Consider the following 13,546-nt stretch of genomic DNA (forward strand, 5'->3'; position numbering starts at 1 on the left):
GCGATATCTGTCCGAAAACCCCTGTATAGCAAAAAAGCTCTATGCGATAGAATGAAACTATACTGCCTTCCAAAATCAGATTTAAAATCTATTTTGGAAAGCGGTATCAGAATTCTATAACATAGAGCTTTTTATGATATGAATTTTCTTTTTTATCTAATACAATGATGATGCCAAAAAGGAATAAAAATTTTCTCATATCATTGTGGAATTTTAGCATCGATCACTTTGTACTTCTTATTCCTCTTTAGAAGTTTCTGTGCTTTCTTCTTTTGCTTCTGTTCCTTCTTCCTCACCGATATCTAATGTCACATAATCTCTGTCACTGTCATCGTTCTCATCTTCAAAGATATCATCAAAGTCATCATCGAAATCATCTTCTTCTAAGTCTGCTTTGCGTTTGTCCCAGAAATATAAGACACCGGCAACACTTCCTGCTACTGCAGCAACACCTACTACAAATTTCAAAAATTTCTTCATAAATCATCCCTCATTTCAAACATTATTAACGAGTTGTCAGTTTCTTTGTAATATGCCATAAGAATGGATCTAATCCTTTGTCCATTGCAAGAGCTTCCTGAATATCAAAGTCAACGAATTCGCCTTCTTTATATCCTACAACACGGTTAGATTTACCCTCGCAAAGAAGCTCAACTGCTTTCGCACCCATAGCAGAAGCAAATACACGATCTTTACATGTTGGATTACCACCACGCTGGATATGACCAAGTACCGTAGCTCTTGTCTCAACACCGGTAGCAATCTCAATCACCTTTGCCATCTCCGCTGAGTTTCCGATTCCCTCTGCATTGACAATGATATGGTTCTTCTTACCGATGCGTCGTCTATCCTGAATCTTATTGATGATTCTCTGGATATCACCATGATATTCTTCTGTTGTCAATATATACTCTGCACCGCTGGCAATGCCTGTCCAAAGTGCAATATGACCTGCTGTACGTCCCATTACTTCAACAATGCTGCATCGTTCATGTGATTCTGAAGTATCTCTTAATTTATCGATTGCTTCCATTGCTGTATTGATCGCTGTATCAAATCCGATCGTGTACTCTGTACATGCAATATCCAGATCGATCGTTCCCGGAACACCGATCGTATTGATTCCATGCTGTGCAAGCTTGCTCGCACCATTGAAAGAACCATCACCACCGATTACTACGATACCATCAATACCATGCTTACGACAGATCTCAGCACCTTTTTTCTGGTATTCTTCATGCTTGAACTCAAGACAGCGGGCTGTATATAAGATTGTACCACCTGTCTGGATAATATCCGATACGGTCAGATTATTCATATCAAAGATATCTTCTTCTAAAAGTCCTGCAAAACCACGACGGATTCCCTTTACATTTAATCCATTTGAAATACCGGTACGAACTACTGCACGGATTGCTGCATTCATTCCCGGTGCATCCCCACCACTTGTTAAAACACCAATTGTCTTTACTGCGTTACTCATATTGTCCTCCTTTTGTGCCTTAATCTATTTATAAATTTTACGCTAATTAAGATCATTTTTCAATACTCTTTTCACGAATTGCTAAAGCATTCTCACCGAATTCTTTTAATACATTTTCCTGTAAGATCCTGCGTGCATCTATACTGTAGCTTCTTGCCAGTTTTTTAACCTGCTTTTCTTTTTCTGCATAAATACATACGGTATCTGCACCATCAAAAGGCAGTATCTTTTGGTACAGCTCTTTTTCCTTCTCCTGAAATGATGCGATATCCGGAAAACGGATCCATAATTCACATGGAATTTTTTCAAATGGTATGATCTGCCGGCATAAAAGTTTTCCGCCTCTTCCTTCCTCTACCTGTGCTCTTCCTTTGACAAAAACTTTGCTGTCAACTTCGAGATACGGTTTGTTTTTCTCATAATCTCTTGGGAATACGACTACTTCTATGTTTCCATACAGATCTTCAACTGTCAGAAATGCCATCATCGTATTCTGTCTTGTAGTTTTGACACTTTTGGAAATTATCATTCCTCCGACAACTACCTTTTCACCATCGTCAACAGCCGCCATCATTTCTTCGTTTTCAGCAGACGGCTGGAAATCCAGTGAATTTCTGGTACAGTTCTTCTCCATAAGAGACACATATTCTTCGAGCGGATGACCACTGATATAAATTCCTAAAACTTCTTTTTCATACATCAGAAACTCTTCTTTATCCCATTCTCCTACATCGGGAAACGTAATGCGGTCCGCCTGATCTAACTCTTCATCTCCCATGTCAAACAACGAAAGCTGTCCGGCAAGATTGTCTTTCTTTTCACGGTTGACATGCTCAAGCATTGATTCATAGACATAAAATTTCTGCTTTCTTGTACCATCCATACTGTCAAACGCACCTGATTTGATAAAGTTTTCAATTGTGTGACGGTTGACTTCTTTCGATGACAGACGTTTCATAAAATCTTCCATTGATGTAAATGGTCCGTTTTGTGTTCTTTCCTGAATAATAGATTCGATCACACCGTCTCCGACACCTTTGATCGCTGAAAGACCAAAACGAATCTTTCCGTCTGCTGCCGAAAATGCAGACATTCCTTCATTGACATCCGGTCCTAAGATCTCAATCCCCATTTTTCGGCAGCTCATCGCGTATTCTAACACTTTTGCGGTGTTATCTTTAACAGATGTCATCAAAGCTGCCATAAAGGCAACCGGATAATAATATTTCAAATATGCCGTTTGGTAAGAAACCACAGCATATGCAGCCGCATGTGACTTGTTAAACGCATACTTTGCAAATTCTGTCATATCATCATAGATCTTATTGGCAATTTCTTCTGATATTCCATTGGCAATACAGCCTTTTACGCCTTCTTCTTCATTACCATAGACGAAATTCTTACGTTCTGCTGCCATGACTGCGGCTTTTTTCTTTGCCATCGCACGACGTACCAGATCACTTCGTCCAAAGCTGTATCCGGCAAGATTACGCACGATCTGCATAACCTGCTCCTGATAGACAATACAGCCATAAGTCGGTTCAAGGATCGGCTCTAACTGTGGGCAGTCATATGTAACACTGTCACGATTGTTCTTACCTTTGATGTATTGCGGGATGTAATCCATTGGTCCCGGACGATATAGAGAAATTCCGGCAATGATATCTTCCATGTTCTCCGGTTTCAACTCTGTCATAAACTGTGTCATGCCGGCACTTTCTAACTGGAACACACCTTCGGTCTTTCCTGCTCCGATCATCTCATAGACATTTTGATCATCAAAGTCAATATCCATTAATGTATCATCTTTTAATCCTGCCATCTTTGCTGCATTCTGGATCACAGTCAATGTACGAAGTCCTAAAAAGTCCATCTTCAAAAGACCAAGTTCTTCTAGCGTTGTCATTGTATACTGCGTTGTGATCGTACCGTCTGCTGCCTTCGACAATGGCACATATTCATCGACCGGCTTAGGACTGATCAGCACACCCGCCGCATGCATTGACGTATGACGTGGCAGTCCTTCTAATCGTTTGGACATATCGATCAAGTTTCTTGCCTGTTCATCTGTCTGATAGATATTTTTAAATTCAGGATTATGCTGTAAGGCTTTCTCGATCGTAATACCAAGTTCCATCGGTACTGCTTTTGCGATTGAATCCACATAATTGTACGGAAGATCTAACACTCTTCCGACATCACGGATCACACCTCTTGCCGCCATCGTACCAAATGTGACGATCTGTACCACATGATCTTTTCCGTATTTTTCCATCACATAATCAATCACGCGCGGACGGTTTTCATAACAGAAGTCAATATCAATATCGGGCATCGTCACACGTTCCGGATTCAGGAAACGTTCAAACAACAGATTATAACGGATCGGATCAATATTCGTAATACCCAGTGAATACGATACAATACTTCCGGCTGCCGAACCTCGTCCCGGTCCGACACTGATCCCGTTTTCCCTTGCATAACGAATAAAATCCCATACGATCAGGAAGTAATCGACAAATCCCATTTTGTGAATGACCGCTAATTCTTCCTCTAAACGTTCTTCATGCTGTTTTGCCTGCGTACCATATCTTTTTTGCAAACCTTCTTTACAAAGTTTTTGTAAATATTCCCATGCGGTATACCCATCCGGCACATCAAACTGTGGCAGTTTGTAATTGCCGAATTCGATCTCTACATGACAACGGTCTGCCACTTTTTGAGTATTATCAATGGCCTGCTGTGCATAAGGAAAAAGCTTTCGCATCTCTTCTTCGGATTTTAAATAATACTGTCCTCCGTCATAGCGCATACGGTCTTCATCAGTTACAAGCTTTTTCGTCTGGATACAAAGCAGGATGTCATGTGCTTCTGCATCCTCTGCCATAATATAATGCACATCGTTTGTTGCCACAAGCTCAATCCCTGTTTCTTCGCTCATTTTCAAAAGTCCGGTATTTACCGTCTGCTGGTCGGCAATTCCATGATCCTGCAATTCCAAAAAGAAGTTATCTTTTCCAAAGATCTTTTGCAAACGCAGTGCTTCCTTTTTTGCCTGATCATACAGACCTCTGCGCAGATTAGAAGCAACAATACCCGCAAGACAGGCACTTAATGCAATGATCCCTTCATGATATTTTTCAAGCACTTCATAATCGACACGGGGTTTGTAATAAAAACCTTCCGTAAAACCAATCGAAACAATCTTCATCAGATTATGATAGCCAAGATCATTTTCTGCTAACAGTACCAGATGATTATACCGGTCTTCTCCCTTGATAAGCTCTTTGTCGTGACGCGAACCGGATGTCACATAAACTTCGCATCCTATGACCGGATTGATTCCTGCTTCATGTGCCGCACGATAAAAATCAATCACACCATACATATTTCCATGATCTGTGATCGCCAGATTTTTCATTCCGAGATCTTTAGCCCTTTGCACAAGTTCTTTGATCTTGCAGGAACCATCTAGCAAAGAATACTCTGTATGCACATGCAAATGTGAAAAACTCATCTTACTCCTCCTAAAATGCCACTTCTAAAAGTGCATCGTCAGCACGCTGCACTACAAGAATTGCTATTGCAATTCTTGTTGGTGTACCACTACTGTACGAGCAGTTTTCTATTTCCTAAAAAAGCCATGTGAATACTCTCACATGGCTTCTAACATTTCTTTTTCTTTATGCTTCTGCTGCACTCAGGAATTTCTCAATGTCTTCCATTGCACTTGTCTCATCATCGCCTTCAGCCGATACGACAACTTCCTCTCCTGCGTCCAGTCCTAATGCCATCATCCCCATAATACTCTTGGCATTTACTTTCTTTGCTCCACTTTCTACATATATGCTGCTGTTAAACTGACTTGCTACCTGAACAAGTACAGCAACCGGTCTAGCCTCTAAACCATTTTGAATCTGAATTTTGATCTTCTTAGTAATCATGCTTATTTTTCCTCCTTCTGATAAGCGATAAGTCATAATGTATCATTTTGCAGCCACGAAACCATTCTTTTCTCTTAACTGTTCTGCAAATTCACTAATCTTTCGCAAGCGATGATTGACTCCCGATTTACCAATCGGCTTCGAAAGCATTTTGCCTAACTCCACTAAAGAGGAATCAGGATATTCCAGCCTTAACTCGGCAATCTCTTTCAATCCATCTGCTAATTGGCTAAACCCCATATGCTCCTGTAAATACTGTATATCTTCAATCTGCTTGGCTGCAGCAGTCACCGTTTTATTGATGTTTGCCGTCTCGCAATTCACCTGACGATTTACAGAATTTCTTACTTCCTTTAAAATTCTGACATTTTCAAAATCCATAAGAGCAATATGTGCTTCAATCACATTCAAAAAGTCTACAATCTGTGTTCCTTCTTTTATGTAAAGCACAAAATATTTCTTACGCAAAACAATCTTAGCATCCATAGAAAACGACTGCATCAGTTTTTGCAGCGAACGTGCATATTCTTCTGACGCGGTTGCAATTTCCAAATGATATGCTTTTTGCGGATTCGTGATTGAACCGGCTACTAAAAATGCTCCCCGTAAATAGGCTCTTTTACAACATGTATTCTGAACCAAAAGCTGATGCACTTTATCATAAGCTCCCCATAGCTTACCGGTATCATCGATCACTTTGATCGCTTTTAATACCATCAAAACATCCCGGTTCCCCTTAATAATCAAGCAATAATTTGTACTGTTTGCCCGGATATTATGATTTTGCACCCGGATATCTGCTTTTACACAAAATGCATACCCTATTAAGATATAAGATTTTCGGGCAACTGTCAAGTTTTCTGTCCTGATTTCCAGATAAATATCACCATATCTGTCCTTTCTGATCTTGCCTGTTAATGCAAAAATAGCGGCAAATTCAGCAATCAGACAATGTCTTCCATTGCCTGTCTGTGAAACCAGCTCTTCTTTTACTTTTCGTGAAAAAGACATACTCACCCTCCTTTACGAATGGCATCCTTTTCAATATCACGATGTTCTACTTTCAGTCCATACGGCATGTCTTTCATCTTCTTCGCTAAAGCATTTGCCATTGATACCGAACGATGTTTTCCACCGGTACAGCCAATGCTGATCACGATCTGGTTTTTGCCTTCTAAAATGTAATTCGGAATCAAAAAACGGATCATCTGAAAAAGTTGCTTTAAAAAGACCATAGCCGGTTCTGTTGTCATCACATATTCATATACTTCACTATCATTACCGGTCAGTGGTTTTAGTTCCGGAACATAATATGGATTTGGAAGAAAACGAACATCAAATACCAGATCCGAATCTTCCGGTATTCCATATTTAAATCCAAAAGACAGGATCGTTACAAAGAAGTTTTCATATACTGTCTTTTCTAAAAAAATCTTATCAATCTCCTGTTTTAATTCCCGTACCAACATATGACTGGTATCCAGAATGTAATCGGCTTTTTTTCGAATCGGTGCAAGTTCTTTTCTCTCTGCTTCAATTGCTTTATCCACTCTTCCCTGTAACGCAAGCGGATGGTTACGCCTTGTTTCTTTATATCGCTTGATCAAAACATTGCTGTCCGCATCCAAAAAAAGGATCTCATAATGATATCCGGCTTCCTTCATGGCTTCTAAAATATCATCCAATGCCGAAAGTCCTTCCTGATTACGGATATCGATTCCCAATGCAACTCTGTCGATCGTTTTTCTCTCTGCCATAAATACTTTTGTTAATTTAGGGATCAGCAAAACAGGAAGATTATCAATACAAAAATATCCCATATCTTCTAATATCCGAAGAGCAGAACCTCTCCCTGCACCGGACATTCCCGTAACGATCACAAAACGTATCATAACAACCGCCTTTCTATTGTATCATTTTTACTTCCAACTCCAACGATACATGAAACTTTTCTTCTACTGTTTTTTGCACATGTTCAATTACCTGACGTGCTTCATCATATGTTCCTTCGCCTACATTGACAACAAAACCGCAATGCTTATCCGATACCATCACATCACCGACACGATATCCTTTTAATCCGGCATCTTCTATCAATTTGCCGGCAAAATATCCTTCCGGTCTTTTAAATGTACTGCCGGCACTTCCATATTGCAATGGCTGTTTTTCACGTCTCCGCTGATTCAGATCGCGCATCGTTTCTTCAATCTTTTGGGTGTCTCCCTTTGCAAAAGCAAACAATGCCCATAATACAATCCGTTCTTCTTTTTGTATACGGCTGCTTCGATATCCGAGTTCTAATTCCTCTTTTGTCAGATATTCGGTTTTGCCATCTTTTGTCAATGTCATGGCTCCTAAAATGGAATCCTTAATCTCTCCACCATACGCACCGGCATTCATCACAACAGCTCCTCCGAGTGTTCCCGGAATGCCTCCGGCAAACTCAAATCCTGTCAATCCGGCTTTTGCAGCTTTTGCTGCCATGTTAGAAAGCATGATCCCGCTTCCGGCAAAGATAATGGTCTTACCTTCTGTCTCCGTCTGTTCTTCCGCCAGAATCTTTTTACGGTTCAAATCGCCCGGCATTAAGATCTGTAACGTATCCAGTGCTGTCTTATCTGCTTTTTCTTTCACCGTTTTTCCAGCCATATGCGTTGCGATCACAATGCCGTCATATCCGGTATCATATGCTAACAGATTACTTCCGTTTCCCATTACAAAGTAACGAAGATTCTGCCTTCTAACGTAATCCAATAAAGCAACAAGATCTTCTATATATTGAGGCATCACAAAAATCTTTGCATTTCCACCAATATGAAATGTCGTGTGTTTTGACAATGGTTCTTCACAAAGTACATTTTCCTCTCCGGCTATTCTTTTAATCTCATCTAAATCAGACATTCAATCACATCCTTTCCATCAGGCTGTTCTTTGCGTTATTAATCCAACACCATTCTTGCACTGCCATAAATACCGGCATCATTGCCAAGCTCTGCCATTTTAAATGCTTTGTTCTTTAAAGCAAACATAACATTTTCTTCATAGTTTTTGCTGACTTCATCAATAATGATCTGACCGGCACGTGCAACGCCTCCGCCAATGACAAAAACTTCTGGATCGATCACCTGTGAAATATGTGCTAAAGCCATTCCAAGATAAAAACCAAATTTTTCAACAATATCCATTGCAAGTTCATCACCTGCTTTGGCAGCGCCAAAAACAGCTTTAGCAGAAAGATCATCCGCAACTAATGTTGTTTTCTTTTCCTTTTTTTCTAATGCTTTCTTAGCAAGTCTGACCACTCCGGTAGCGGATGCATATTGCTCTAAGCATCCTGTCTTTCCACAGCCGCAGACATCCTTTTCCTCATAATTCACACGAATATGACCGATCTCGCCACCAGCACCATTGCTTCCGGTTAAGATCTTACCGCCCAGAATGACACCGCCGCCAACACCGGTTCCCAGTGTGACCATCACCAGATTATTATAACCTTTACCGCCGCCCTGCCACATTTCACCCAAAGCGGCAACATTAGCATCATTTCCCACTTTAACATTTTCTATTCCGGTTAGTTCTCTTACAGTATCCGCCACATTAAAAACGCCCCATCCTAAATTTGCGCATTTTAATACGGTTCCATCTTCTTTGACCGGTCCCGGAACACCAATACCAAGTCCTGCAATATCTTCTAATGTTAATGTATCTCTTTGCATTCTTTCCTTAACGGATTTTGCAATATCTTCTAAAATATATTTTCCATTTTCTTCTTTTCTCGTCGGAATCTCCCATTTGTCTGTTACTTTTCCATCAACCGTAAAAAGTCCCATTTTAACTGTTGTGCCACCAATATCTACACCAAAACATCTCTTTTCCATGAAAATTCCTCTCTCTCTTATAATCTGTCACAAACTATTCTATATATGTGTTTTTCCGGACTGGAAATTATTCCCGTCTTTTAACGCCAATTACTTTATATTTTATCATATCCACTATTGCTTTTCAACAAAAAAGGCTGTCACAAACACTTTTCTATGACACAAAAAAAGCTGTCACAAACACTTTTCCGGTACATCTTTATCTGCAGGATATGATGATATCTGCTTCTTGTTTGTATTCCTTTACTGTACAGGCATTTTCCGATTCCATCAAAAAATGCAACAAAAAACCTGTCAAATAATTGACAGGTTCTTCAGCGTGCGCGAGAAGATTCGAACTCCCGACCTTCTGATCCGTAGTCAGACGCTCTATCCAGCTGAGCTACGCGCACATATTTTATTTTTCAAATGCTTTTCGTAAGCACCGAACGAATAGAATAATAACACACATATTTTTAAAATGCAAGCCTTTTTTTAATTTTTTTCAAACCTTTTTCAAAAAATACCTTTTTCAAAAAATATACTAAACATATATTTATTATAAAAACAAATAAATGGTGTATCATTTTTCCATCTTATGATACACTATAGGTACTAACATACACTCGATACATACGAATAGATTCGGGTATAGTCTGAAATTTGAAATAAGATATAGTTTTATATTTTTACAACACATAATTTAGTAGAAATGAGGCTTTATATGAAATCAATAAAAAAAAGTTTATCCACCACCCAGATCATTGCTTTGGGCTTTTTTGTTGCTATACTGATCGGCACTGCCCTTTTAATGCTTCCGGTATCTTCTGCCGATGGCAGGGTTACGCCATTGATTGACTCTCTTTTTACCGCAACAACTTCGATCTGCGTAACCGGTCTTGTTGTTGTTCCCACTTATTTGCATTGGAGTGCTTTTGGAAAAGTAGTCATCCTGCTTCTGATCCAGCTTGGTGGTCTTGGCATTATCTCTTTTACAACCGGTATTATGATGGTGATAGGCCGACGCATTACCTTACATGACCGTATTCTTTTAGAAGATGCCTTAAATCTGAATACCTTAAGCGGTCTGGTTGCTTTTTTACGCAAGATCTTTTGCGGTACATTTATCATAGAAGGAATCGGAGCACTCGGATATACGTTTCTTTTCATTCCAAAATATGGTCTCCTTCGTGGTATCTGGTATTCCATTTTCCACTCAGTATCAGCTTTTTGTAACGCCGGGATCGATCTGCTTGGCAATAACAGTCTTAGTAATTATCTGACTAATACATGGATGAATGTTGTAACAATGTTTTTAATCATTTCCGGCGGAATCGGCTTTATTGTCTGGTGGGATCTGTTAGATGCTTTTAAAAATCTGATGAAAAAGGAAAAAACTTTTTCTTTTATTGTAAAGAAACTCCGTGTTCACACTAAACTTGTATTGATTACAACTTTTATATTACTTTTTGGCGGAATGTTACTGATTCTGCTGTTTGAATATGATAATACCGCAACAATCGGAAACTTGGACTTCTACCATAAAATATTAGCTTCTCTTTTCCAGTCCGTCACTACCAGAACCGCAGGATTTCTGACTATATCGCAAAGCAGTCTGCGTCCTCATACTGCTTTGATCTGTATGTTTTTGATGTTTATCGGCGGTTCATCAATCGGTACAGCTGGAGGAATCAAAACAACAACTTTCGCTCTTTTGGTCTTAAATACCATAATGATCGTAAAAGGACAGAATCATGTTACCGTCTTTCACAAAACAATTCCACATAAAACACACCAAAAAGCAATTGCTGTCACTTTAGTCAGCTTTTTGGTACTAGGTGTTGCCATCATTACAATGTCCTGTTTTGAAACAGGCTCTTTGATGGATATTGCCTATGAGGTAACAAGTGCGATCGCTACTGTCGGTCTTTCCCGTGACTTTACCCCTCACTTGCATCTGATCGGAAAAACCATTATCATAATCTGTATGTATCTTGGACGAATTGGTCCATTATCACTGGCCATCCTTTTTAATAACAATACCAAACGTTCTTTAATAGCGTATCCGCATGAAGATGTTACAGTTGGTTAAAAGCAATATGCCTATAAATTACCAACACTGATATTGTTCTGTTTTTTTAGGATGACATGGTTATAAATTTGATTTATTAATTGCATTTAGAATAGGAGGCACTTATGAAAAAATCAATTGTAGTATTCGGTCTTGGCCAATATGGTAAAAGCATTGCTTTAGAACTTACCAATGCCGGTGCTGATGTACTTGCTGTTGACAATAATAAAGAACGTGTCAACGAACTTTCTGACATTGTAACCTGCAGCGTGATCGCTGATGCATGCGATACAGAAAGTATGCAGACATTAGGTATCTCAAATATGGATGCCGCCGTGGTCGCGATCACACAAAGTCTTGATGCCAGTATTATGGCAACCATCTTTTGCAAAGATGCCGGAGTACCTTATATCTTTGCAAAGGCAAAAGATACAATTCATACAAAGATCTTATATAAAGTCGGTGCTGATAAAGTTGTGATACCGGAACATGAATCCGGTATCCGGGCTGCCAGACAGCTCTTAACCGGCAACATTTTAGATTTTGTAGAATTATCGGATACGATACGTATGATTGAAATTACGATACGCCCTGAATGGATTGGACAGACACTGCGCGAATTAAACCTACGACAAAAAGAAAATATCAATGTTGTGGCAATTCGCTCTCATGGCGAGATTCTTGTCAATCCCAACCCGGATCATGCATTAGAAGCAGATATCACACTTTTGATCATCGTCAATCAAAAAGATATCCAAAAAGTTATTAACGGATAATACAAACAGCCATTCAAAAAGCAAATACCTTTTGAATGGCTGTTCTTATGTTGGCTAAAGAAAATATATTCTTTCATAGCAGGTATTTCCGTCATGTTGATGCTGACGGAAATACCTACAAAGAAGTAGTACTTCTGTGATATCCTGATTAGATCAGGCTCTTATATAATTCTGTGATATCTTCCACACTTGTCTCTTTTGGATTGCCCGGTCTGCAAGCATCATCATAAGCAGACTGTGCAAGGAACGGAATATCTTCTTCTTTTACGATCTCTTTTAAATCTTTTGGAATTCCAACATCCTCAGAAAGCTTCTTAACAGCATCTACTGCTGCCTTACGATATTCTTCCTGTGTCATGTTCTCTGTTCCTTCTACGCCCATTGCCTTTGCAATATCACGATATTTCTCTCCTGTAGCTTCTGCATTATATTCCATAACAGTTGGAAGAATGATCGCATTTGCTACACCGTGTGGAGTATCATATAAAGCACCGAGAGGATGTGCCATAGAATGAACAATACCAAGCCCTACATTAGAAAATCCCATGCCGGCTACATACTGGCCAAGAGCCATGCCTTCACGACCTTCCGGTGTATTGGCAACAGCACCTCTTAATGATTTTGAAATAATCTCAATTGCTTTTAAATGGAACATGTCTGATAATTCCCATGCACCTGCTGTAATATAACCTTCGATCGCATGTGTCAATGCGTCCATACCGGTTGCTGCTGTCAGTCCTTTTGGCATAGATGACATCATTTCAGAATCAATAAATGCTACAACAGGAATGTCATGTGGATCAACACAAACCATCTTTCTGTTCTTCTCAGCATCTGTAATAACATAGTTGATCGTTACTTCTGCTGCTGTACCTGCTGTTGTAGGAACAGCAAAGATCGGAACTGCTTTATTCTTTGTATCAGCAACTCCTTCTAAGCTGCGGACATCTGCAAAATCAGGGTTATTAATAATGATACCGATTGCTTTTGCTGTATCCATAGAAGATCCACCACCAATTGCGATCAGATAATCTGTCTCTGCTTTTTTGAATGCCTCTACACCGGTCTGAACATTTTCAATCGTTGGATTTGGTTTAATGTTAGAATACAATTCATATGCAAGTCCGTTCTTTTCTAACACGTCAAGTACCTTTTGTGTTACACCAAACTTTACAAGATCGGGATCGGAACATACAAATGCTTTCTTAAATCCTCTTCCTTTTGCTTCATCAGCAATACTTGCAATCGCTCCCGCTCCATGATATGAAGTTTCGTTCAAAATAAATCTGTTTACCATCGTCAAAAAACCTCTCTTTCTTTACTTTATCTTTGCTATCTGCCGGATACTTTCTGTCTTTTTTCAGAAAACATTCAACAGATAGGTACTGTCACTATCTCTATTATACATCAGAACG

General features: G+C 39.5%; 11 protein-coding genes and 1 tRNA gene. 2 read left to right on the top strand and 10 right to left on the bottom strand.

All coding sequences use genetic code 11. The annotated features are described in order from the left end of the window. Positions 1 to 237: 237 nt before the first annotated feature. The 9 genes from H8700_RS08765 to H8700_RS08805 form a co-directional block, all read right to left on the bottom strand. Complete coding sequence (locus H8700_RS08765; RefSeq protein WP_249305171.1) at positions 238 to 480, bottom strand: hypothetical protein; 243 nt, start codon at positions 478 to 480, stop codon at positions 238 to 240. Positions 481 to 505: 25 nt separating this feature from the next. Then, positions 506 to 1,483, bottom strand: a complete 978-nt coding sequence (pfkA, locus tag H8700_RS08770; protein WP_022141649.1) for a 6-phosphofructokinase — start codon at positions 1,481 to 1,483, stop codon at positions 506 to 508. A 52-nt stretch (positions 1,484 to 1,535) separates the two neighbouring features. After that, complete coding sequence (locus H8700_RS08775) at positions 1,536 to 5,000, bottom strand: DNA polymerase III subunit alpha (RefSeq protein WP_249305173.1); 3,465 nt, start codon at positions 4,998 to 5,000, stop codon at positions 1,536 to 1,538. A 166-nt stretch (positions 5,001 to 5,166) separates the two neighbouring features. Beyond that, positions 5,167 to 5,427 carry an HPr family phosphocarrier protein gene (locus tag H8700_RS08780; protein ID WP_022141648.1) on the bottom strand — a complete coding sequence of 87 codons (261 nt, stop codon included), beginning with the start codon at positions 5,425 to 5,427 and terminating at the stop codon, positions 5,167 to 5,169. A 42-nt stretch (positions 5,428 to 5,469) separates the two neighbouring features. After that, the gene (whiA, locus tag H8700_RS08785; RefSeq protein ID WP_249305175.1) at positions 5,470 to 6,438 is read right to left on the bottom strand and encodes a DNA-binding protein WhiA; all 969 of its coding nucleotides are present in this window, start codon (positions 6,436 to 6,438) and stop codon (positions 5,470 to 5,472) included. A gap of 2 nt (positions 6,439 to 6,440) precedes the next feature. Beyond that, the gene (gene rapZ / locus H8700_RS08790; RefSeq protein WP_249305219.1) at positions 6,441 to 7,316 is read right to left on the bottom strand and encodes an RNase adapter RapZ; all 876 of its coding nucleotides are present in this window, start codon (positions 7,314 to 7,316) and stop codon (positions 6,441 to 6,443) included. A 16-nt stretch (positions 7,317 to 7,332) separates the two neighbouring features. Next, on the bottom strand, positions 7,333 to 8,328 hold the full coding sequence (gene murB / locus H8700_RS08795; protein WP_249305176.1) for a UDP-N-acetylmuramate dehydrogenase: 996 nt from the start codon (positions 8,326 to 8,328) through the stop codon (positions 7,333 to 7,335). 38 nt (positions 8,329 to 8,366) lie between these two features. After that, complete coding sequence (locus H8700_RS08800; RefSeq protein ID WP_249305178.1) at positions 8,367 to 9,305, bottom strand: ROK family glucokinase; 939 nt, start codon at positions 9,303 to 9,305, stop codon at positions 8,367 to 8,369. Positions 9,306 to 9,623: 318 nt separating this feature from the next. Next, positions 9,624 to 9,697 (bottom strand) — tRNA-Arg (locus tag H8700_RS08805). Positions 9,698 to 10,008: 311 nt separating this feature from the next. Here H8700_RS08805 and H8700_RS08810 point away from each other — a divergent pair. Then, positions 10,009 to 11,376 carry a TrkH family potassium uptake protein gene (locus H8700_RS08810; protein ID WP_249305180.1) on the top strand — a complete coding sequence of 456 codons (1,368 nt, stop codon included), beginning with the start codon at positions 10,009 to 10,011 and terminating at the stop codon, positions 11,374 to 11,376. A gap of 104 nt (positions 11,377 to 11,480) precedes the next feature. Beyond that, positions 11,481 to 12,131, top strand: coding sequence for a potassium channel family protein (locus H8700_RS08815; protein ID WP_249305182.1), 651 nt, complete (start codon positions 11,481 to 11,483; stop codon positions 12,129 to 12,131). Positions 12,132 to 12,279: 148 nt separating this feature from the next. Here H8700_RS08815 and fucO read toward each other — a convergent pair whose 3' ends face one another. Then, positions 12,280 to 13,428, bottom strand: a complete 1,149-nt coding sequence (gene fucO / locus H8700_RS08820) for a lactaldehyde reductase (protein ID WP_249305184.1) — start codon at positions 13,426 to 13,428, stop codon at positions 12,280 to 12,282. Positions 13,429 to 13,546: the final 118 nt, after the last annotated feature.

The sequence above is a fragment of the Jutongia hominis genome, from assembly GCF_014384965.1.
GTDB lineage: Bacteria > Bacillota > Clostridia > Lachnospirales > Lachnospiraceae > Butyribacter > Butyribacter hominis.

Bases quoted from the DNA above. Each gene is read 5' to 3' on its own strand.
- H8700_RS08765 (WP_249305171.1), bottom strand. From the start codon at position 480: ATGAAGAAATTTTTGAAATTTGTAGTAGGTGTTGCTGCAGTAGCAGGA.
- pfkA (WP_022141649.1), bottom strand. From the start codon at position 1,483: ATGAGTAACGCAGTAAAGACAATTGGTGTTTTAACAAGTGGTGGGGAT.
- H8700_RS08775 (WP_249305173.1), bottom strand. From the start codon at position 5,000: ATGAGTTTTTCACATTTGCATGTGCATACAGAGTATTCTTTGCTAGAT.
- H8700_RS08780 (WP_022141648.1), bottom strand. From the start codon at position 5,427: ATGATTACTAAGAAGATCAAAATTCAGATTCAAAATGGTTTAGAGGCT.
- whiA (WP_249305175.1), bottom strand. From the start codon at position 6,438: ATGTCTTTTTCACGAAAAGTAAAAGAAGAGCTGGTTTCACAGACAGGC.
- murB (WP_249305176.1), bottom strand. From the start codon at position 8,328: ATGTCTGATTTAGATGAGATTAAAAGAATAGCCGGAGAGGAAAATGTA.
- H8700_RS08800 (WP_249305178.1), bottom strand. From the start codon at position 9,305: ATGGAAAAGAGATGTTTTGGTGTAGATATTGGTGGCACAACAGTTAAA.
- H8700_RS08810 (WP_249305180.1), top strand. From the start codon at position 10,009: ATGAAATCAATAAAAAAAAGTTTATCCACCACCCAGATCATTGCTTTG.
- H8700_RS08815 (WP_249305182.1), top strand. From the start codon at position 11,481: ATGAAAAAATCAATTGTAGTATTCGGTCTTGGCCAATATGGTAAAAGC.
- fucO (WP_249305184.1), bottom strand. From the start codon at position 13,428: ATGGTAAACAGATTTATTTTGAACGAAACTTCATATCATGGAGCGGGA.